Annotated in this window: 13 protein-coding genes and 1 pseudogene; 2 read left to right on the top strand and 12 right to left on the bottom strand. The window is 43.4% G+C overall.

Going from position 1 to position 22,870, the window contains the following annotated elements:
• From OSCI_RS27800 to OSCI_RS01990, 10 genes and pseudogenes are all read right to left on the bottom strand, one after another.
• Positions 1-681, bottom strand: a 681-nt coding sequence (locus tag OSCI_RS27800) for a GIY-YIG nuclease family protein (protein ID WP_168371081.1), incomplete at its 3' end; no start/stop codon positions are given.
• A gap of 85 nt (positions 682-766) precedes the next feature.
• Complete coding sequence (gene nrdJ, locus OSCI_RS01950) at positions 767-5,173, bottom strand: ribonucleoside-triphosphate reductase, adenosylcobalamin-dependent (RefSeq protein ID WP_007353167.1); 4,407 nt, start codon at positions 5,171-5,173, stop codon at positions 767-769.
• Positions 5,174-5,318: 145 nt separating this feature from the next.
• Positions 5,319-5,603: a hypothetical protein gene (locus OSCI_RS01955; RefSeq protein ID WP_007353168.1), complete on the bottom strand. Its 285-nt coding sequence runs from the start codon at positions 5,601-5,603 to the stop codon at positions 5,319-5,321.
• Between the two features lie 258 nt (positions 5,604-5,861).
• On the bottom strand, positions 5,862-8,015 hold the full coding sequence (locus OSCI_RS01960) for a DUF4394 domain-containing protein (RefSeq protein ID WP_007353169.1): 2,154 nt from the start codon (positions 8,013-8,015) through the stop codon (positions 5,862-5,864).
• A 117-nt stretch (positions 8,016-8,132) separates the two neighbouring features.
• Positions 8,133-9,173, bottom strand: a complete 1,041-nt coding sequence (locus OSCI_RS01965; protein ID WP_007353170.1) for an ABC transporter permease — start codon at positions 9,171-9,173, stop codon at positions 8,133-8,135.
• A gap of 386 nt (positions 9,174-9,559) precedes the next feature.
• Positions 9,560-10,072 (bottom strand): adenine phosphoribosyltransferase, encoded by a 513-nt coding sequence (locus tag OSCI_RS01970; RefSeq protein ID WP_007353171.1) that lies wholly within the window; start codon positions 10,070-10,072, stop codon positions 9,560-9,562.
• Positions 10,073-10,269: 197 nt separating this feature from the next.
• Positions 10,270-11,090 (bottom strand): annotated as a pseudogene (gene hemB, locus OSCI_RS01975) (porphobilinogen synthase).
• Between the two features lie 188 nt (positions 11,091-11,278).
• Positions 11,279-12,436, bottom strand: a complete 1,158-nt coding sequence (locus OSCI_RS01980; protein WP_007353174.1) for a YcaO-like family protein — start codon at positions 12,434-12,436, stop codon at positions 11,279-11,281.
• Between the two features lie 6 nt (positions 12,437-12,442).
• Positions 12,443-13,879 (bottom strand): TfuA-like protein, encoded by a 1,437-nt coding sequence (locus tag OSCI_RS01985; protein WP_007353175.1) that lies wholly within the window; start codon positions 13,877-13,879, stop codon positions 12,443-12,445.
• Positions 13,880-13,986: 107 nt separating this feature from the next.
• A complete protein-coding gene (locus OSCI_RS01990) occupies positions 13,987-15,861 on the bottom strand; it encodes an iron uptake porin (RefSeq protein ID WP_007353176.1) in 1,875 nt (624 codons plus the stop codon).
• Positions 15,862-16,136: 275 nt separating this feature from the next.
• Here OSCI_RS01990 and OSCI_RS01995 point away from each other — a divergent pair, with 275 nt between their 5' ends.
• Together OSCI_RS01995 and OSCI_RS02000 are read left to right on the top strand one after the other, a co-directional pair.
• Positions 16,137-19,328: a type 2 lanthipeptide synthetase LanM family protein gene (locus OSCI_RS01995; RefSeq protein WP_007353177.1), complete on the top strand. Its 3,192-nt coding sequence runs from the start codon at positions 16,137-16,139 to the stop codon at positions 19,326-19,328.
• 30 nt (positions 19,329-19,358) lie between these two features.
• Positions 19,359-21,503 (top strand): peptidase domain-containing ABC transporter, encoded by a 2,145-nt coding sequence (locus OSCI_RS02000; RefSeq protein WP_007353178.1) that lies wholly within the window; start codon positions 19,359-19,361, stop codon positions 21,501-21,503.
• Here OSCI_RS02000 and OSCI_RS02005 read toward each other — a convergent pair.
• Entirely contained in the window at positions 21,500-22,717 is a 1,218-nt protein-coding gene (locus tag OSCI_RS02005; protein ID WP_007353179.1) for an FAD/NAD(P)-binding protein, read from the bottom strand. The genes OSCI_RS02000 and OSCI_RS02005 overlap by 4 nt on opposite strands.
• Positions 22,678-22,870: hypothetical protein (locus OSCI_RS31260; RefSeq protein ID WP_234708692.1), on the bottom strand; the 193-nt coding region annotated here is incomplete at its 5' end. The genes OSCI_RS02005 and OSCI_RS31260, both read right to left, overlap by 40 nt.

Consider the following 22,870-nt stretch of genomic DNA (forward strand, 5'->3'; position numbering starts at 1 on the left):
GATACTACGATTTCCACTAGCAACTGAGTACATAGCTGCTAAATCCAAACCCATTTGTTCGCAAAAAAGCTTTAAGTTGGTAACTTTTTGACTGTTGCCATCAGTGTCTGTCACAACATAATTTTTGAAGCGCTTACTCGGCCGATCTTGGTGTTTAGGGGTGTAAGCATACTGACACTTCCACCCGCCAGATGTAAGGGTTTTTCCAGATGCAACGTTAACCATAGATGTTCGATGCAAGCCATTTTCTCTGCAAAATGCAGAAAGATTTCTAACAAATTTTTTTTCTCCTTGAGGCGAAATTACTATCCAGTCTTTTGTTTTTGAAGGTTGAGCAACTAAAAACTCAGAGTTAACAAAAATATTAGCTGTTGTACTAGCATTATATCCAAATTGAGGATCGTAAGATTGGAGAGTGTCCATCCAAAATTGCTCTCTTTCTACTAAAATAGTTGGTTCATTAACTAACTCTATGATTTTAAACTCAAAATTTTCTACTCCGTATTTTTTCCAAGCATTTTGCAGATGTTTACTATGATGCTGGCTCCTTGATAATAAGTTTTTATGGTCATACCATCGCCGCTCTATATCAATTGAACTTCCCACATAAACTTTACTGTCAAGAGTATTTTGAATGAAATAAACACCACTCAAACTCTTATTCTTGCTTGATAAATCCATAGGTGTAGTGAAAAATAAAAGCAGTGGGCAAAGTTCAAAAACTAGCACACTGCTTTTAATTATAAGACAAAAGCCCAAAAATAATTTAACGGTTAGAAGTTGGTTTTTGTTCCGGGAAAGTACATTTATCTGAATCACAACCAGCGGGACCAACTTCTAGCAATTCACCGCGATCGTAGCGGAGCAAAGCTGTAAGAAAATTATCCGTATGCCGCCGCAAGATAACCTCCTTTATAAGCTGTTCATACTGTTCCTTGGTGATTGGCTCAAAGGGCAAGCGAGGAAACGATTGGTGGTCATCAAATCGCGCTAGGAGAGCTACAGAAATGTATCCTTCATCATTTTGAATAGCTTCGTAGATGCGCTGTCCTAAAGGCTCAACTTCATCGGCTCTTAGTTCTACAGTTGCCGAAGTGTTATGGGTTGTCCAATGACACTGGACATTTAAGTAGAAATCCATTTGTGTCAACGCAGAAAACTTGCCAATCTCAATTTTATCTGCTCCTGGTAAATCGGCCCAAGGTACAGCAACGGGAATTTCAATCAACCATTCTGTGCAACGTGGATCGAAGGCATCATTCAGCAAATTACCATTTTCATCTTTGTCAGATTGAGACGGAATGACATTGTAGCCATAGTCAATACAAGCTAAGGCTACGGGGTCATTTTTGCGGAAAGTAATGCGGCGAATAAAACGCTGTGCTTTCGGAGGATGCCAACCAGGAGATGCACCTGTTAATAAACTTTTTGTTCCCGAAGGTTGAACGGTTGTACAACGATTTGGACGTTTGAGAGAATGGCGATCGCAGTAATCCCAGACAGCTTGATTTACTATTTCCCGCCAACGAGTTAAATACTCTTTTTCTCCCTCTTTAAAGGCGATTCCTTGTTCAGTTTCAGGTCGTCCTTGTTCCCACCAGCGCAGCCAATCAACGCCAAAAGCATGGACAAAGAAATCGAACAAACCTGTAAAAGACACGCCTACAATTGGGTCTAATTCGCGACTGTAGTTGTAGCGGGGTTCGACAAATTTGTGATTGAGAAGTGTGGCCACTGATAATCCAGCGGCGGTGAAGGCTTCTTCTTGTTCTTTGAGGTTTTTGGGGTCAATTTGATTGAGATGAATCTCAGCAAGATTACAATTTCCAGTTAAAGTATTACCAAAAACTCCCTTGTGATACTCTGGTTCATTAAAGCAGTAAGTATCGTGTAAATCAGGTAATTCTTCAACATTTCTTACAATCTGCCATTTGCCTTTAGATTTAGCACTACTTCCTTTACTAACATCTAAACGCTGACAAGGAATATCAGCACAATCAGTAATTTGTAAGTAATACAAATCCCGACTTCTGATGCCATAATTAGTGATCGATCCCTTATGGGCAAAAAGATTGATTGATGAACGAATGCCACATTTTGTTAGAAGTAATTGAACTCTGTAAGCTCGCTTGTAATCAGAGATATAAATCCTGATACCGTTGCCACTTGTATTCGAGCCGTCTGTATCAGCTAGGCCAGCAATAAAATGCAGTATTGCTTGACGATTCCAACTGGCAATTACATTCAATGCTTCTGCATTAGTTTTTAATGCTTTCAGCAATTCTCCAGAAAAGCCTAAATCTGTCACATCGGTAAAAGCAGGTAAATAGCTATATGTTCTTTCCGGTGACTTATTTCCTGATACTACTAAAGCTGCCTTCTTTTGGTAAAGTCTAATTTTGGCATTGTCATTTTGATCTGTAGTTCCATCTCCTACGGCTACTCCTAAAGTATAGGCGTAACTAGGATCTACATTCAAACCATCTTCATACTTAATTGTGAAAGGCTCTGTGTGAATGGCATAGTGACTGACATCCATCAAATCTTTGGTTTGAACTTCTTTGTACACTTTACCAAAGCGATCTTTGACAAAGAATCTATGATATTCTGTGGCATCTAAGTAAGAGCCATCTCCAAATTGCACTCGATATAGTTTACGCTGACTACCTGTTTTAAAGGGTGTAACTTGGCTCCATTTTTGACTATTCCATATCTCAATTTCTAAGTCGATAACATCTTTGATTGGGTGAATTCCATCTCTAGTAATGAGTAGAGTTTCACCACTGACACAGTGAAAATTTGCGCCAATAATTTCCCCACAATTGTGAGCCACAAATCCATTAGCATCAAACTGAGAAACCCCTGGTACGGTGCAGTCATAAACTGCTTCTTCTCCATCAGAGATAATTGCAGTAATCTCAACCGAAAATCTCTCACGGTTAAACTTGCGTTTATACCCAGATAGTAGGCTTGCTAGTAACTGTGATTTTTCTGGCTCTTGGAACCCAATTACTTGTTGAAATACATAGATATTGTCATTAGCAATGACCAACTCATGGGATGCCTTGCAGAAATATTCCGCCAAGTTTTTCTGGCTATTAGGCAACATTCTGAATCCTTCTGTTCTGCGATTTTGATATATTGTCGAGCCAATACCTAAACGCAACAGCATCCTTTGTACAGCTTCTAAAACAGGCAAATTGCTTTGAGATAGCCGAACACTAATTCCTTTTTCTTGAGTTCCTTGAACGCTTCCATCAGCATCAAAGAAGCCTCTGAGGAATCCACGATAAAATTCATAACTTGCCTGCTCAACTTCAGGAGTGATTACTTTGGAATGATGATCCAAACCAAATTTCTTAGCAAGACGAGCTAAACTTGATGAGCTAACCTCATAGTATTTGTTGTTGGGATGATAAATTCCTTGCAAATCTTTGGTGTATTGAGGAGGTTTAGGCAGGTTATTCACCAGCGTTAAGGCATACTCTTTCATTTCTATTTGAGTATTGCCCCAATACCTCAATTTAGCTTGATAGGTGTGATTGGCTTGATTGACAGAAAAACAGCCATCTCCTAGTAAACTACCCAAGAGCCATCCTTCATCAAAACTACCAACACCATCCCAAGATTGAAGATTACGATGATTGTGAATTAGAATGCGATCGCCAATTTTAAGATCGCCAACCTCACACCATTCAGAATACTGCTTTTTTTGGGTCTGTGCTGTTACTTTCAAAACTTGATGGTTTTTTGTCAACCTTAAGCTATAACCCTCTTTGGTTTGCACTTTAACCACTGGTTTAACTCCAGTGAAAAAGAAGCCTTCTGGGGTAGTGCTGAAAAGTTCTCCATTGACATAGACAGCTTGCTGCACTCCAATTAAGTCTTTGACTTGTCTTGCACCATACTCAGTATGAACCCAAGTATCAGCCGTAACACATGGATTCAAACCCATACGGGCTAAACGATGCCCTAATTCCTCAGAATTGATATGAGGATAATTTTCCTGCAACCACTCTTTAGCCTTTCCATCGTTATATGCTTTCAAAAATTCTAGTTTCAGTGCAGAAGTTGATAGCAAATCGCAGTTAGATCTGGCTACCGCTTCACCAGCCCATTGAATTGCACCTTCACCAGAATAATACTGTTTACGAACGGCATCAATACATTCTTCTAAGGTGGGTTTGTAATGAAAAACACGAGAGTGATTTGCCATTCTTAAAGCATCACGCTCTGGATCTATTCGCCAATTACCATTTGCATCTTGTTGCCATAGGTTATCTTTGGCATTAGAAAATAGGGGATCGTTGCTATCTCCCTGACGAATCCCTGCACTACGCCGAATATTGCCGGCAACAATTGTCACCGCTGCTTCATCAATCAATAAACAGCATTCAACAGAATTTAATTGCCGTCCTAAAGCCTTATTCAAAATAGCGGCACAGCGATGATAAAGTTCTGCCAATTTCACCGGATTAGCGACACCGCCAAAGCCTTTTAATGGTTCTCCCACCGGGCGGACATCGCTCAATTCGATGACAACTTGCACATCGGTTGAAAATCTTTCATCAGTTGACAATTCCAGCAAACTTTGATAAGATTTAACCCAACCTTGGCGAGAATCTCCTACATAGATGGTTGCTTGATTTCCCTCTACTTTGACTTCAGTTTCTTCCCGCCGCAATTGAGCGGGAGTAGTGCCAATTTCTCCCTGCAATTCAACTAATAAACGATTCCGAATTGGCGGTAGTTGGTTAATATATTTGGGTTCGAGAACCGCCCCAGTACCGCAGCCCATCATTGCCAAATCCATCAATAGCCCGAAAGCCCGCCAGTCAGCGATATTTGTGGATGAACAATTATAGGCCCCGGAAAAATTCTCTGGTGCTTCAATCCACTCGCTACCCCCCACCCACAGCCATCTACCGGAGGTGAGGGCCTTAAGTTGGCTTTGCATCCGGTGTAGGAGATCCGCTTCTGCGGGGGTGAGATTGCCGAGTTTGGCTAAACCGCGAACCGTGCGATCGCACACTTCCTCCCACGTCTCCCGCCCGTTTTCTGTGCGGCGGCTATAAGTCCTGAAAAACACCGGATTGGCCGCAGGTGCAGTTTCCGGGAAGGTGTGCTTTTTCTGGGTGTCGTTTTGACTCGTCCGCTCAAGTTCTCGAACCATGATTACAGTCTGCTCGTATCACAATAAATCAATAGACTATGACTATAGGCCATGTCAGATATAGGGTCAAATGGTTGACAAAATCCACAAGTTGCGCTATATATGGGTCATAAGCTCAACAGTGCTATTGAGAAAAGCGATCGCCTTAACGCACAGACAAAAACTCAATCCTCGGCAATAATGGGTCTTGAACAATGCCCACACCGTTAAATCCCCAACGCTTGAGCAAGCTTTGTAATTGAGAACCGGCAATAGATTCGACTCCAAAGCGATCGGCTACATCTGCACCATACTTATTTAGATAGCTGAGAGCTTCAAAGTCTTCGCGAAACATTAACAAATAACTCTCATCTGTGTCTTGATTGGGATGAGCAGTTAGATATTTACCATCAGAACGAGAACGCAATAAGTAGAAAACTTGGGAAAACATTTTGTTGAAGGAAGAGGGGCTAGGGGCTAGGGGCTAGGGGCTAGGGAAGAAGGAAGAGGGAAGAAGGAAGAGGGAAGAGGGAAAATGCAACAAAAATATGCTTCGGCGGTTGAAACCGCTACTAAACAAACAAAGTCCGCCTGCGCGGACTGAAAGATAAACGGGCATTTAAGCCCGATTTAGTATTAGCAATTAGCAATTAGCAATTAGCCATTAGCCATTAGCCATTAGCCATTAGCCATTAGCCATTAGCGAACATTAAATCAAAGTCAATGCCAAACCTTTGACGGAAGTTCCATTGCCAATTTGACCGATCGCCGTAGCCGCACCTGTTGTCAAATTAATATTATACAGACTTGACACGCCTCCGACTTCAAGGGCAGCGATCGCATTCCCATTGGGACTAATATCAAAGCCAAGTATGCGAGAAGCATCAACACCCAAGGAACCAACAGTATTAAGCACACCATCATTAGGCGGAACTTGCCTTACCAGAACATCTAAACCACTGTCGATCGCATACAGTGTAGTTGACGTAGCCCCGGCAAAGTTATTAGTATAGGCTGCGGCCACCGCCGTAGGATTTGCCCCAGCGTTGATATCGCCAGCAGCGTAAACTAAATTTCTGTCGAATTGGACACCTCCAATCAGCGTATCAAAATCTACAACTGCCCCTGTTTCCTGGTTCAGCCGCCCATTTTGATCTGCCTCATTGATAACCCGAATGCGATCGACAGTAGGATTGAAATCGAAACCAGTCGCCCCAATTGTAAGAGTTGGATTCAAAGGTGCGGTTCCCACCACAGTTGCTACGCCACTCGCCCGATCGATCGCATACAACCGATTGCTGCTACCCAAACCGTAAAGTACACCCGTAGCAGGGCGGAAATCAATCCCTAGCAAGCTTTCTCCTGGCAGTAACCCCGTAACAGCAACATCGCTGAGGACTGCTTGCGGTGCTGCTGCATTAAAGCCGATAATTCTTTCAGCTCCATCTCTACCTGTAACTGCATAGGCTGTAGGCAAAGGCAATGCTAAACCAACGATCGCTTCCCCATTCGTAATTTGACCTAACGCCGTAGCTTGACCTGTGGTCAAATTGATATTGTATAGACTCGAAACGCCGCCAACATTCAGGGCTGCATAACCCGACTCCTGACCGCCAACGCTTCTAATATCAAATCCCAGGACGCTAGAAGCGTCAACACCCAACGATCCAACGGTATTAAGTACGCCATCGTTAGGTGGAACTTGCCGCACCAGAACGTCCAAATTGCTATCGATCGCATACAGTGTGGTTGACGTAGCCCCGGCAAAGTTATTAGTATAAGCTGCACCCACTGCCGACGGATTTGCCCCAGAGTTGCGATCGCCACTAGCATAGGCCAAACTTCCGTCTAATTGAATACCATCGGTAGTCGTGTTGAAATCCACAACTCCCCCAGTATCAGGATTTAGCCGCGCATTTTGATCCGCCTCATTTATAGCCCGAATGCGATCGACAGTGGGATTAAAATCAAAACCAGTAGCCCCAGATGTCAAAGTGGGATTAAAGGGTGCTGTTCCCACCGCAGTCGCCGCCCCACTGATGGGGTCAATCCTGTACAAGCGATTGCTGCTACCCAAACCAAAGAGTTGACCGTTAGCAGGGCGGAAATCAATCCCCACCAAGCTTTCCCCAGATTCTAACCCCGTCACCGACACATCCCTAAGCGTGATTCCCGGAGCAAAAGTATTAAACCCTACAATCCTATTACTTGCCGTCAGCCCATAGGCAGTAATCGAAGGCCCAGGCAGAGGACTAGGAACAACACTAGAGTTATTAGTAGTGAAATCTGCCGCAGAAATTAAACTCCGGTTAACCCCTGCAAGGACAGCAAGAAATTCTCCAGTTACTCGGTCTTGAATAAAGGTATTATTACCTGCGTCCACCAAGTTGAGGTCAGCAAAGGTCAACCCTCCACTCAAACCAATCAGATCCAAATTGTCTGTAAAGTCATTGATAACATCTGCATCTGCCAGACTTAAACCCCCGCTAGTTAGTGAAGGGCCACCATCAGCGTAACGGGTAAGAACAAATACGTCAGCCCCCTCTCCACCAGTAAGATTATCAGCACCTCTATCACCAAATAAAACATCGCTACCAGAGTTACCGGCCAGCAAATCGTTGCCTCTACCGCCATAGATAGAGTCGTTATCTTCATTGCCATTGACAGTATCGTTGTCTAGATCCCCAAATAGAGAGTCACTACCGGAGTTTCCATCTATAAAGTCGTTTTCCTTACCGCCATAAATAGAATCGTTACCAGAGTTGCCAGAAATTGTGTCATTCTCTTGCAACCCAAAGATTCTGTCATCCTCTGGTAAACCTCCGATGCTATCTGCTTGAGGGGTACCGATAATTTCTGCCATAGTGCAATCCCGATCTAAAGTTAAAGATGATTATGAAATAATATTAACAGGGGATCGATTGCAAAAGGCAGCAAAATTTAAATTCAAAGATTGAATTTTCTTTTACTATTCAGCTTATTACTTAAGATTTTCTAGGCGGATGCGGGGGTCAACTACCTTAAGGAGTAGATCTGCTAATAAGTTACCCACAATCAACATTACAGCCCCCATCATCAAGCTTGCCATCACTAAATACAAGTCTTGATTAGTGACAGCATCTAAGGTAAGTTTACCTAGACCTGGCCAGTTGAAAAAAAGTTCCGCAATAAATGCACCGCTTAACAAGCTAGCAAACTCAAATCCTAAAAGTGTAATCAGAGGATTAATCGCATTCCGTAAAGCGTGAACGTAAATCACTCGATTTTCTGGCAAACCTTTAGCCCGCGCAGTTTGGATGTAATCTTGTCGCAGTACGTCCAATAATTGCCCCCGCATTAGTCTTTGCAAACCTGCGAAGCTGGTGATACTTAGAGCTACAGTTGGTAAAATTAAATGCCAGCAATAATCGATAATTTTGCCCCACAAAGATAAATCTTCATGATCGATACTTGTCATCCCGCCTACAGGAAAAAGAGGTGAAGTGTTCTGTGCTAGAAATAGCAAAAGTAGAGCTGTAATAAAGCTGGGGAATCCTTGACCAGTGTAGCTAATTACTTGTAAAAATCTGTCTGTAGAGCGATTTTGGTTAACAGCAGCGATAATCCCCAAGGGAATTGCGATCGCCCAAGTTACAATTAAAGAACCGATCGCCATTACTAGAGTTGCAGGTACTCGTTCCCATAACAATTCAGCTACATCTCGCCCATAAACAAAACTTTTACCAAAATTTCCCTGAGTGAGGATTTGCAAAAGCCAGCGCCAATATTGCTCAATCCAAGACTTATCTAAGCCAAATTGTTGTGCTAGTTGCTTAACAGTTTCTGGTGCAATTTTGGGATTTTGATACAAGGTGTCTAAGTAATCGCCTGGAGCTAGTTGAATAATAGTAAAACAGAGGGCAGATGTCAAAAACAGTGTCAAAATTGCCTGTAGTAGCCGCTTAACTATATAAGCAAATGTCTCGCTGGCAAACAGTGAATTTAAGACCCGTAAATTACGATTTAATTTGATAGAAGTCATAGAAGTTGTTAGTTGTTAGTTGTTAGTTGAGTATTAATTGTTAGTGGTTAGTTGTTAGTTGTTAGTTGTTAGTTGTTATTAGTAAATAAAGCTAGTTAGCAACTATTAACTGTCATCAGGAAATTTCTGTCATTGAGAAGTTCCTGTCATTGCGAGCGAAGCGAAGCAATCTCAAGCCTTCGCGATTGCTTCGCTTCGCTCGCAATGACATATATTATACTGGCAATGACATATATTATGCTCGCAATAGTATCATCATTATACTCGCGATGACATAGTTAAGTTTAATCATGTCCACCTAATTAACAACTAACAACTAACAACTAACAACTAACAACTAACCACTAACAACTAACAACTAACAACTAACAACTAACAACTAACAATTAATACTCAACTAATGTCACAATTGGCACATCTGGTAACTTTTCTCTACCGCCTAAATCTTTTAATTCGATGATAAAGGCAAAACCTACAATTTCGCACTGCGCTTGCTGTAATAACTGACCTGTAGCGACCGCTGTTCCTCCAGTGGCCATCAAATCGTCTACAACTAACACGCGACTGCCTGGTTCAATAGCATCTTGGTGTATTTCCAAGCGATCGGTGCCGTACTCTAACTCATACTCAACAAAATTAATTTCTGCTGGCAGTTTACCGCGTTTGCGGACGGGAATAAAGCCAATACCCAATTTATAAGCTAAAGGTACGCCAAAGAGAAAGCCCCGCGATTCCATACCAACGATATAATCAGCGGACAGCCCAGAGCACTTTTCGGTTAAAGTGTCAAGGGTGTAGCGTAGTCCTTCGCGATCGCGCAGGAGAGTAGTAATATCTCGAAACAGAATCCCTGGTTTAGGAAAATCTGGGATGTCGCGAATTAAAGATTTGAGATCCATAAGGTTGAGGATAAGCGTTGAGATTGCAACGGTAGGCTTTCTGGCACTTTCGGGCTTTCTAGTTCAGGAATTGGCTTTAAATGAGCAGGAGAACTGATTGAGCCTTCTAGTGCCGTCCGATGGGAAGCATCAAAAATCTTACACTAGATGAGGGTCGATTTTCCTCTCAATGTTCATCGACAGTGGAAAAATCTCCCTTACCTTAGCATCAAAGCAACTTCCTTGGCAAAATAAGTCAAAATTAAATCAGCACCCGCCCGTTTAATACTGGTTAAAGTCTCTAAAATTACCTGCTTTTCATCAATCCATCCTTGCTGTGCAGCGGCCTTAATCATCGCATATTCACCGCTGACATTATAAGCAGCAACAGGTAACTGAGTTACTTCTCGAATTTGGCAGATAATGTCTAAGTAAGCTAAGGCTGGTTTAACCATCACAATATCTGCTCCTTCGGCGATATCTAAAGCAACTTCTTTCAAGGCTTCTCTAGCGTTTGCCGCATCCATTTGATAAGTCTTTTTATCACCAAATTTAGGGGCAGAATCGAGGGCATCTCGAAAGGGGCCGTAATAGGCAGAGGCATATTTAGCGGAGTAAGCCAGAATACTGACATCGAAGTAGCCAGAGGCATCTAAGGCTTTACGAATTGCGCCTACGCGCCCATCCATCATGTCAGAAGGTGCTACCATATCTGCGCCGGCAACGGCTTGAGAAACTGCCATTTTTACCAGAATTTCTACTGTTGGATCGTTAAGGACTTTACCGTTTTCGTCAATTAAGCCGTCGTGTCCGTGAGTGGTAAAAGGATCGAGGGCTACGTCAGTAATTACTACTATTTCTGGTACAATTTCTTTGATAGCTTTGACCGTTTTCTGTACTAATCCTTCGGGGTTGTAACTTTCGCTGCCGTTGTCGTCTTTTTGGCTTTCAGGTATTACTGGAAATTTTGCCCCTCCCCTGTCATTACAAATAGGGGATAGATGAGGTCGTCAACGGTTAAGTGATTTTCTCGTACCATGCGCCGCAAAGCTGGTGTACGGCGGAGGCGGCGGGGACGGATGCTTGTCAGGGAGGGGTTTTGATTGTTGTCGGTGGAAATGGCGGACTCGACGTTATTTGTGGATGACATAGGAACAGATGCGATAATAATGATTATCATTATTATCGCATCTGTTCCACAAAAAGACGCATTTACTACCAGAAAAATTACCCGGTTATGGAAGGGTTATATCGTAACCCCGGCACTAAAACTTTAACAACTGGAATATTAAATGTCGGCCGAGTTAGATTGACTCGGAATATATTTTTATATCCACTTTCCCACAGACATCGCAAAATATAATTATAATCTTCGCTTAAATTATTACCAGCTAGACTACTGAAATTCTGCCAAGATGCTGTTGCTTGTAAACGGTCAAAATAAGCATAAATTTTATAATAAGTCTGGCTACGATCGCGAGGAAGTGGCTCTGCCAACTCTTCACTAACACCATAAATAAATGTCAAGCGAGATTGAGCAGCCTCAGTAATTGCCCGTGCCGCAGCTACAGAAACACTTAGATGTGTTCCGTAACCGAAATTGACCATAATTGCAGGAGTTAAGGGATTTTTGTCAAGGATAATTGCCCAAAAAGTATTAACTGAAATACAACTTTTTAGCCAGATTAATACCAGCTTAAAATTAGCAGATTTAATCCGATATATTAGCGAACATATCAACTCATCATCCACCGTATTTAGATCGATAATTTGACAGCTTTTAATGTCAATTTTGCCATTAATACTCACCCCAGCTATTGCGTCTCTTTCAATTAACTCATAAAGCCCATGTAGGGTTGCTTCTACAATATGATTGCCACTAGCAAGACCATTTGAGGAAAAGCCATACAGCGACGGCGATCGCAGATAGACAGCGCTTGCAGGTAGCAATACACTTTCATTTTTCTGCAAATTTTCTGCTTTAATCCAGTCGATTATTAAGTCTTTGCTAAAGAAATTATGGGATAAGTAAAGTGGTAAAATATTAGGTGAAATTATTGATAGATCGCTAACATTAATATCATTAAAACTGCTGCTATAAAAATTGCAGTATGGGTTTTCAGCATGGAAAACTTCTATTGCTTCCATTAGCGCTGAGACTTTAGCCGCCATCTGAGATAATCCCTTACCGTTGTGGATTTGTACCAAGCGCCCACCGGGTTTTATAGAACAATAAACAGGAATGCCAATTCGATCTAAACCAGTGATATCTGCACAACGAGTAATCCCTGCTGCTGGTAAGTAAGGGTGGATATTTGCTAAGGTTTGTTCAGGTGAGATTAAACGGTGAGTACCAATCGCATAAGCTTTAGTAAGTACATCCATATTTTTTTAGTTGTTTTCGAGTAAGTGTGCGGCTTTTCCAGTAATTTGTAATTCTTGGCATAAGGCATTAGAAAAACTCCAACTAATTCCAAAATAGTTGGGGCCTTGGTTGACAATCCACTCTTCAAATGCTATAGTTTGCGATCTAATTTTATTAAAATTGTTAAAGCTATTAGCAGATATACTTTCTTGCTCTTTCTTTTGTAGGTGAGTTTTTAGCGATCGATCGGGAAAAATATTGTTTTGGGTTGCCCATTCTAAAATGAAATAACGTTGCGATATTTTGTACCGTAAAGCAGTTAATTCTGCCTGAGAGAGATAAGATAAATTACTGTTGGTAATTAGCAATTCTTCCTGAATAGATTGCTCTAAATTTCCCTTGATTCCAAAATATTCTGGGCCTTGGTTAATTATCCAATCAATTGCTAGGCGATCGCGCATTAATTTCCTATAGCTACAAAAAGTTAAACCATTCGACTGCAACCATTTTAGATCGCAAACAATCTCATGTACTTTTTCCCACTCAGCCAAGTCAAACTCTAAATTATCTTCTGGATAAACAATGCTATTTTGCTTTACCCACTCCTGAATAAAACAGTGTTTTGATAAAGTGATTTGCATCTCTTTTAGCAAGTTAACATCCTGTTTTACTGCCAATAAAAGTTCTCTACCTGTGCAAATTCGATCGCTGCCAATAAAGCCTGTCATTGCAACTATTTTACTGAGAATTTCTGGCACTGGTAATTCTAATTGCTGCGGCTGACTAGAGATAATCTCTTGTTTCTGGGAAGATTCAGATTGCCAATTCAGCACTTGCATAGCATCCAGCCTTTTTAGATCCACTTGTTGTGTCATTAGATAAGTTTTGATCTCAGCAAAATCTAAGGGAGATAGCTGTTGTAAAACTGGACTTTTAAGAAGCTGCTGATAGGAACGATCGGGATAATATAATTGTTTGGCAAACTCAATTAGTTCTGCTGATTTTTCTGCTGTTAAACAGCCATTTTTAACAGCATTAAGTAAAGTATAGCGGATATTAATTAGCGGTTCTGAAATCGGGCAGAAGTTATGGGAATCGTCACCATAAGTTAGCCAAATTTCGTCATCTCCATCAATAATTCCATCTCGATACCATTCAAAAATTGTGCCGCAACCCTTCATGCCAAATTCATGTAATTCTGCGGCTCTCAATGCTCCTACCCCTGATGCACCATAAACCTTAATTCCGGCATTAATTGCGTCCAAAATTTCGCGTTGCCAAACAGGTCTTTCCTGATGAAATACTCCATCAATTAAAATAATAGTTTCAATGCCAGATGGGATAATTCGATAAATATCTCCCCTCCGAACTGGAGGATAATAGTTGGCGTGGAGAATTTTTTTAGCTTCATCAATTCTGAGAGATGGGCCTAAGAATACAGCAGTGGGTAGAAATGACTGCATAAAGGTAAAGAAACCGGGTTTCTCGATAAAATTGGATTTTGAACGAGATATTTAGGAAGAAACCCGGTTTCCGATCCCAGATCAAGAAACGCGGTTTCTGACTACATTTAAAAAAGGAATGTAGCTCTCAAGGTTCCAATCACAACATCAGGATTTTTGTTACTTTGATTAGGAGCCGTTAACCAAATCAAACCAGGAGTGAGTAAGATATTATCCGTGAGGCGATAAACGTAGAAAGCTTCAATGTGAAAAGGAGTAGTGCGATCGGGAATTCGCCTGACTAAATCTTTAGTGTCATAACCAGCCCGATTTCCCGGTACGCTTTGAGGTTCATCGAAGGGAGAAGGGGTTTTGGCGCTAGTTACATAAGGAGGTACACCAATCACAATCCCTCCTAAATTTCCCTCTTTTCCCAGGTCAGGAAAAGCTAAGGTGATACCGTAGCTAAAAATATCAGCATTGCTGCTGCTAAAACGAGTTTCAAAGGGCGTACCAGGGGCTAATGTTCCTCCAAAACTTTTAACATCAGTATAGCTAAACCAGCCGCCGATCGCAAATCTACGATTAACTTGCCACAAGGCCGATAAACCATAGGAATTTGTGGCATATTTATCGGTCAAGAAAATTGGACTATTGGCTAATGAAGTCCCGACATCATTGTTAAATAGAGGACTGCCTACTTGATAATTTTTGTTGTAAATTAAGCCCAAAGATAGGTTAGGGGTGGGGTTAAATGTTAACTGAGCGAGAACGGAATTTCTCCCGTCAAATAAGCCATTTCCTTGAGTGGGATTTTCCGCAGTTCCAGCTAAATATCCAACGCTGAGACTCAATTTTTCGCTAAATTCATAAGTCAATCCAGCGCCAGCACCTAATCCGCCCAGGCTATAAATTGGGTTGCGTTGACCGAGAATAGATAGAGAACGAGTTCCGCCATTGCCATCATCAAATAGGCTGAATGTTGTCGGCACATATTCCATGTGTTCGCCATCTTTTGCCATAATCACGGCTTGCAAGCGAGAAGTAATGGGAAACTCGTAACTTAATCCTGTTAATCCAAAGGTATTATTGGCAGATAATGTGCTGATATCTTGAAAGGTTTGTTGACCTTCATTTGTTCTGGCTACATCAGCTTGATCGCCGCCAGATTGATAAGCTGTAACTGGGTTTGGCCCATATTCAAAGCCTCGAATATTGTCAGGTGCGCGTCGGCCAGGGTGTGCTGAATTACCCGCTGTCAGGCGAATTTTTAACTGATCTTGTCCGGTAAAACTGGTTAGTAATTCTAGCCGGACTCTGTTAGCAAAAACGGTGCTTTGATCGTCGGTAGTAAACTCTCTAAATCTTTCTCTTGGTGCGCCGGTAAATGGGTTGAGGGGTGATAAGGGCAGGCTGACTTTTTCGCCATCGCCAACTAATACGTCTGTGACGGCAAAAATTACTTCTCCTATCAATTTTGTGGTGGTTGAAAATTGGTTGGCTTCGAGTTCGGAAGTTCTAGCTTCTAGGGTGTCAATTTTGCCGCGTAAGGTGGCAAGTTCGGCGGCGAATTCTTCTTGTAATTTTTGGAGGGTAGCTAGGTCTTCTTTGGTGACTAAATTAGCTGTGCTACTGCCAATTAAGCGGGTAACTTGGTCTAAGCAAGCGTTTAATCCGGCGGCGAATTCGTAACGGGTTAGAGCGCGATTGCCGCGATAGGTTCCGTCGGGGTATCCTGCAATGCAGCCGTAGCGTTCTACTAATGATTGTAATGCTTGAAATGCCCAATCTGTGGGTTGTACGTCGGATAGTTGGGAGACTGATGTAACTTGATCCATTGGCTCGGAACTGGCGCTAGGCTGTGCTAATGGATCGGCAATTTGATTGGGTATAGTTTGGCTGAAATATGCTTTTTCGTCGGCGATCGCGCTCCCACAAATTGCTAGGACAGCACACATTGTTACTGGGCTGAATAGCACAGTATTGCACAAAATTTTTAACATTAAAACTCCTCACAGACCTCTGATAAATCGGAGGATCGTGTAATATTTGTACAGGGTTGTTAAGCTACTCAAAATGCACGATGTTAAATTATGTTTTCGCGCTAATCTGTTAACTTTTAGCTTCAGCTTTGAGCCGATCGCCTTTACAACCGTTATGATAATGATTATCATAATCATAGAATAAAGTCAAGCGCGATCGCCAATTTTGCCCGAAATCAAGGCTCTGCAATGAATTGGGGTACTGTTGGCATTCAAGGAGTTAGGGTGTAAAGGCAATGGATAGACAAGCATTTCAAGGGGAGAGTTGGTATCGGGCGATCGCGCTGAGGGAAAGGATTGCGTCTTTGGGCGCTGGCTGCAAAGATGAGTTTGATCGGGAGTTAGCCGATCGCCGATGGCGGCGGTGGCGATCGCAATACCCCTTGACAAAAGATACTTTTTTTGATAAGAAACTGGCTTTGGAGGGAATTACTGAGGCAGAATTTCGGTATCTGTTGGGAGAACCAGTCTCAACACTAGCTAAGCGACATGGAAAGCCTCTAAGTTGGTTGGAAGAACTAGATCGGGCTTTTACGATGGGCGATCGCGCGGAGGCAGAAGGTTTTACGATCGCGATCGCGCCCCTGGTTGCCCAAGGTAAAAACCGCTTGCACCAAGGAATTGCCGCCTTAGTAAAGGATAGAAAAACATCGTCCCTACCCTTCGATCGCACTACCATCGAATCAATTTTGTTAGCATTTTTACCCGATCGCTTCTTCTGGATGCTGAACCCAACAATGGCACTAGAGCTAAATGCCCAGCGATTGCAAGGCTTACTGGCAGGGGAAACTCCTCAACAGCGCTTTGAGAGCTTCTTACAGCGGTTAGAAGATCCCGAAAGTGCGATCGCGATCCTGCAAGAATACCCAGTATTAGCGCAACAATTGGTCATTTGTATAAATATCTGGGTCGATCTCAGTTTAGAATTCCTCCAGCGCCTCTGCGATGACTGGGAAACAATTATCTCTCACTTTGCTCACAAAATCGAGCTAGGAGTTCTAGCACAAGTCAAAGCGGGTGCGGGTGACGCTCACAACGGCGGCCGTAGCGTTGCGATCGTCACATTTAGCTCTGGCTGGCAAATCGCCTATAAGCCCAAACCCCTGGCTGTAGACGCTCACTTTCAAGAAATTCTCACATGGCTTAATACCAAAAGTGAGCTAAAGTTTCGCACTTTGCAAATCCTCGATCGCGGCAGTTACGGATGGGTAGAATTCGCCCATACCAGCAGTTGCGAAACTCCCGCCGCCGTCGAACGCTTTTACCAGCGCCTCGGCGGGTTACTAGCGCTACTGCACGCCATCCAAGGCACTGATTTCCATGCCGAAAACCTGATCGCAGCCGGGGAACACCCCGTGTTAATTGACTTAGAATCCCTATTTCACCCCCATCCAGTTGCCCCAAACTCGCCAAATTCTGTTCTCCCCGCCCGTCGAGAAATGGGCAAATCCGTACTGCGCGTGGGTTTGCTGCCACAACCCCAGGCGATCGCAGCAGAGGCGGTGGATGTGAGCGCGATCGGTGGCAATCCCGAAAGGTTGGGAAGGGGGCGGAAAATTGGATTGAAAGCCTCAAACACTGATGAAGCAAAGGTTTCTCGGCAAGCGATCGCGCTCGGAGAGAATCAAAATCAACCGCGCTTGCAGGGGGAGTTGGTGAATGCGTTGGCATATCAGGAGGCGATCGCAACGGGATTTACTGCGACTTATCGGCTAATCGTCAAGCATAGAGAGGAATTTAGCAATTTTTTAGATCGCTTTGCGACAGACGAAGTGCGCGTTTTCCTGCGGGAAACCCGGAGTTACGGGTTGTTGCTGCAAGAAAGCTTTCACCCAAATTTGTTGCGGGATGCTCTCGATCGCGATCGCCTTTTCGATAAACTTTGGGTAGAAGTCCCCGCGCTGCCATACCTAGAGCGCGTTATCCCGGCTGAGAAAGCGGCTTTGTGGCAAGGTGATATTCCCAAACTCACAACGTATCCCAACTCGCGCCATCTGTGGGCGAGTAACGGCGAATGTTTTCGCGATTTTTTTGACGAGTCGGGGCTAGAGTTGGTGCAGCAGCGCCTACAAGCCATGAATGAAGCCGATTTAGAGCGCCAGCTATGGTTTATTCGCACTTCTCTCACAACGTTAGGCATGGTGGTGGAACCGGGGAAGTCACTTAGTTACGCGATGCCAAAGGTGGCAGCAGCAGACGATCGGGCGGCTGAGTTGGCGTGCCTGCAAGCAGCAAGTGCGATCGGCGACAGATTGGAGTTTTTAGCCGTGCGTGCAGGCGATTTGGCGGGCTGGATTGGGCCAGTTTTTACGGGTACTCGCCACTGGGCAGTTAGCCCTTTGGGGTGGGATTTGTGGGATGGGATTCCCGGTGTAGCGTTGTTTCTGGCTTATTTGGGTGCGGTGACAAAACAGGATCGCTATCGGGAATTAGCCCAGGCAGGGATGCGATCGGTACTGCACCAAGTCGAATATGAGGGCAGGCTGATTTCATCAATTGGCGCTTTTAACGGCTGGGCGGGGTTGATTTATACTTTGACTCACTTGGGTAGTTTGTGGCAGCAGCCAGAGATGTTATACATGGCTGTTGAATGGATGGAAAGCTTGCCAGCATTGATTTCTAAGGATGAGCAATTAGATATTATTGGCGGCGCGGCGGGGTGTATTGGGGCTTTGGCGAGTCTGCATTGCTGTGTTGGGGGCGATCGCATTAAAACAGTGGCGCTTCTGTGTGGCGATCGCATCCTCGAAAAAGCTGAAAAAATGCCCCAGGGAGTCGGTTGGCGGACAATTCCCGGATGTCAACCGCTGACAGGATTTTCTCACGGTGCGGCGGGTATTGCTTGGGCGCTGTTGGAGTTGGCAGCGCTGACAGGTGCGGAACGTTTTCACTCAGCGGCGCTGGGTGCGATCGCTTACGAGCGTAGTTTGTTTTCAGAAAAGGTAAAAAACTGGCCTGATTTGCGATTTGAGCGCGATCGCACTCAATTTTTCAGCTTGGGATGGAGTCACGGCGCACCCGGTATCGGTTTTGGGCGATTGCATTCACTCCGCCATTTTCAGGATGGGGAAATTTTGGCTGAGATCGATGCGGCGCGGGAGACTGCGATCGCGCGCGGTTTTGGTAACAATCATTCTCTGTGCAATGGCGATCTCGGCAATCTGGAATTCCTGAATTGCGATCGGCAAATATTGAATACTTCCGGGCGATCGGAAATCAATAATATTGCTCTTAATGCGATTGAAAGTATTGCCCAATACGGTTGGATTTGCGACGTACCGCAGCGAGTAGAAAATCTAGGTTTGATGACAGGAATTGCTGGCATTGGCTACGGATTTCTGAGATTAGCCGCCCCCAATATTGTGCCTTCTGTACTCGCGATCGCACCGCCATTAATGAACCAACAACAGTTAACAGTTAACAGTTAACAGTTAACAGTTAACTAACCATGAAATTGAATGAAATACCCAGTTATCTTACAGCATAGCGAAGAAGATTGTGGCGCAGCTTGCCTAGCAGCCATTGCCAAATATTACGGTCGAATTTTCACCCTCAGTAAAACCCGCGAAGTCTCCGGTACTGGCGCTTTAGGAACCACATTACTCAATCTCAAACAAGGCGCTAAAACCCTTGGATTCAATGCCAGAGGCGTAAAAGCTTCCTTAGAAATAATCGATAAAAAAGTCGTCCCGTTACCAGGAATCATTCACTGGAAAGGCTCTCACTGGGTGATTTTATACGGCCGCAAAGGCAGCAATTACGTCATCGCCGATCCTGGTTTTGGCATCCGCTATTTATCCAGAAAAGAACTGCAATTAAGTTGGCAAAATGGCGTGATGTTACTGCTAGAACCGCACCCCGAATTTCTAGCACAAATTGACGATCGCGATCGCGTTAGCACCTTCCACCGTTTCTTACTGCGAGTCTGGAATTATCGCCACATTCTCGCTGAAGCACTCTTACTTAATCTCGTCTCAGCCTTACTTGCTCTCGCCTCTCCATTCTTACTACAAATTCTCACCGATGACGTGCTAGTAAGAGGAGATAATAAGTTACTCAATGCTGTAGTTATTGCTGTTTTAATAATGAACTTAATTAACAGCAGTTTAAAATTCGTACAACTAAACTTAGTTGCTCATTTTTCCCAGCGGTTGCAGTTAGATTTAATCTTAGAATTTTGCCGAACTATCTTAGGTTTGCCAATGGCTTACTACGAATGTCACCGCAGCGGTGAAATTGCCAGTCGCTTGCGAGATATTGAACAAATTAATCAAATTATTTCTCAAGCTATTATCTTACTTCCCAGTCAATTTTTCGTAGCTGCTATGTCCCTGAGTTTAATGTTAGCCTACAGCCCCAAGTTACTAGCAGTTGCTTTAGTGATTGGCTTATTAATGACAATTTCAACTCTAATTTTACTACCTAAACTTAAACAAAATATCAGCAGTTTATTAATTGTCGCTGCCGAAAATACAGCCTTGCTAGTGGAAACTTTTAAAGGTGCAATTGTCTTGAAAGCTAAAAATGCTGCACCTCAATTTTGGGAGGAATTTCAAGTGCGCTATGGGAGACAAGCCAATATTACTTTTAATATGAATCAAGTGGCAATTGTAAATAACACTTTTTCGGGCTTTTTCTCCTTAGCTGGTGAGATAACTTTACTGTGGTTTGGCAGCAATTTAGTCTTCAGTCAAGAATTGAGTATTGGGCAATTGTTGGCTTTGAGTACCATGAATAGAAACTTCCTCACTTTCATTGCCAGTGTCATTGGTTTTGTCAATCAATTAACCTTCACGCGATCGGCGATCGATCGCGTAGTTGAAGTCATTGACTCAACTCCTGAAATTCAAGATAAAAATACCAAACCATCGGTAAAAATTCCTAGTAATGCTGACATTATTTGCAGCAATCTCAACTTTCATCATTCTGGCAGAAATGAACTCTTAGAAAACTTTTCCCTGGCTCTTCCCGGCGGTCAAGTTATTGCCTTAATTGGCAAGTCTGGTTGTGGAAAAAGTACCTTAGCCAAAATTATTGCAGGTTTATATCAGCCTCAGTCTGGTAATATTCGCATTGGCAATTACAATTTATTAGACCTTTCTCTTGATTGTATCCGGGAACAAATTGTCATTATTCCCCAAGAGTCGCACTTTTGGACTCGCCCAATTATTGATAATCTACGATTGGGAAATCCTGGCGTGGGATTTGAGCAAATTGTCAAGGCGTGTCAAATTGCTAGGGCGGATGAATTTATTAGTAAACTTCCTAGTAAATATCAAACTATTTTAGGGGAATTAGGGGCAAATCTTTCGGGAGGTCAGCGACAAAGATTAGCGATCGCGCTAGGGATTGTTACTGACCCACCGCTCTTAATTTTAGACGAATCTACTGCCAATCTTGACCCCATAAGTGAAGCGGAAGTTCTCGATGGACTCCTATCTTACCGCCAAGGTAAAACTACGATTTTAATCAGTCATCGCCCTAGAGTGATTAATCGAGCTAACTGGATTATTTTCATGGAAAATGGACAGGTAAAAATCGAAGGAGTTGTCGCAGATTTAGTCTCTAAATCTGGAGGACATTTAGACTTTTTGACTCCTTAAAAAGATGAAACTGCAACCCTAGACTTAATTAATGCTGGTACAATGCGGGAACTTGCCATCCTTGCACCGGCAAGATTTCGACCTACAGGCCCTACTTGCAAAGCGGCTAAACCACCCATGATAAATAACTCGCATCTCGGCCAACGCAAATACTCGTCTAAAACGGGCAATCCTTTAACTATTTTAATGGGATAAGTTGCTAAAATTTCTGTCAGCAATGGTTCGGCTGTTACGTCTAATTTTGTTCCCGTTGCTAACCAAATGCGATCGACGAATAGCTGGTTTCCATCCTGACAGTAAACAGTCCATTGATTGTTATCCCATTTTACCTCAATAATGTGACATTCTGGGTGAAATTCGATGCTCAAATCCCGCGACATTCGACGTAATTGTAGCATTATTTCAGGAGTCATAGAGCCGCCGTTGCGAGCTTGTTGAATCATCTCCCATTTCTTTTCCCAGTCGGGTTCATTTTCAAAACCTTTGAGATATTTTGGCCCTAACCAACCCGGTTCGGCATCAAATAATTTTTCTTGTAACTGTCGTCTTGACATTAATATTACTTGGGCATTCCGCGCGATCGCGCCTACTGCTAAATGTCCGCTAGTTAAACCGCCTCCAACGATTAAAATCCTTTCTCCCTGTAACTTTAATCCCCGCAAATCAACTTGATGGGAATGGCAAAGTTTGTCTGGCGGATACGGTGTTTGAATGTGATTTGTCCACTCCGGTAGTTGGGGTTTACCGCCGCCTGTGGCGATCGCCACACGACGCGCAATTGCACTTTCTCCATCCTCAAACCAAAGCCGGAAACTCCCTGCTAACGGTTCAATCCGAGTTATTTTTGTCTTGATGACGCGATCGCCTAATTCCCATCTCTCAACTACATGGCCACAAAATTCCTCAAACAGCCGACTTCCCGGCAAATCGTAGGGCGCAAACAACTCGTTAGGGCGAGATTCGGCAAACCGTCGCAACTCAAAGGGATTGGGATCGGGATGGTGAACCGCAGGCGATCGCAAGTGTGGAATTTCCAAAGCCGCAAACTGCCTCTGCCACTGAGTTAGCCACCTACCACTGGGGTCAAAAACCCAAAATTTACCCCGCTTCTTCTGGCATTTTTGCAGCAAATGAGTAACCAGGGTTAAAGCGTGAGGCCCCGCCCCGACTACCGCTAAATCGATTTGCGATGGCGTAACACTGGTGATTTCCATAGAAAATTTTGGTTGCGATTGCGATAATGATTATCATTATAATCGGATCGATCGCGATCGCTTACAGTTCTAATCCCAATTCCTCGATCTACAGCTACAGATTTGACCCCCCTGTAGTTCCCCCTTGGCAAGGGGGGTAGAGATTTGTAGTCA

This window comes from Kamptonema sp. PCC 6506 (assembly GCF_000180455.1).
Classification (GTDB): Bacteria; Cyanobacteriota; Cyanobacteriia; order Cyanobacteriales; family Microcoleaceae; genus Kamptonema; species Kamptonema formosum.

Bases quoted from the DNA above. Each gene is read 5' to 3' on its own strand.
- OSCI_RS02000 (WP_007353178.1), top strand. From the start codon at position 19,359: ATGAAATACCCAGTTATCTTACAGCATAGCGAAGAAGATTGTGGCGCA.
- OSCI_RS01970 (WP_007353171.1), bottom strand. From the start codon at position 10,072: ATGGATCTCAAATCTTTAATTCGCGACATCCCAGATTTTCCTAAACCA.
- nrdJ (WP_007353167.1), bottom strand. From the start codon at position 5,173: ATGGTTCGAGAACTTGAGCGGACGAGTCAAAACGACACCCAGAAAAAG.
- OSCI_RS01965 (WP_007353170.1), bottom strand. From the start codon at position 9,173: ATGACTTCTATCAAATTAAATCGTAATTTACGGGTCTTAAATTCACTG.
- OSCI_RS01980 (WP_007353174.1), bottom strand. From the start codon at position 12,436: ATGGATGTACTTACTAAAGCTTATGCGATTGGTACTCACCGTTTAATC.
- OSCI_RS02005 (WP_007353179.1), bottom strand. From the start codon at position 22,717: ATGGAAATCACCAGTGTTACGCCATCGCAAATCGATTTAGCGGTAGTC.
- OSCI_RS01985 (WP_007353175.1), bottom strand. From the start codon at position 13,879: ATGCAGTCATTTCTACCCACTGCTGTATTCTTAGGCCCATCTCTCAGA.
- OSCI_RS01990 (WP_007353176.1), bottom strand. From the start codon at position 15,861: ATGTTAAAAATTTTGTGCAATACTGTGCTATTCAGCCCAGTAACAATG.
- OSCI_RS01995 (WP_007353177.1), top strand. From the start codon at position 16,137: ATGGATAGACAAGCATTTCAAGGGGAGAGTTGGTATCGGGCGATCGCG.
- OSCI_RS01955 (WP_007353168.1), bottom strand. From the start codon at position 5,603: ATGTTTTCCCAAGTTTTCTACTTATTGCGTTCTCGTTCTGATGGTAAA.
- OSCI_RS01960 (WP_007353169.1), bottom strand. From the start codon at position 8,015: ATGGCAGAAATTATCGGTACCCCTCAAGCAGATAGCATCGGAGGTTTA.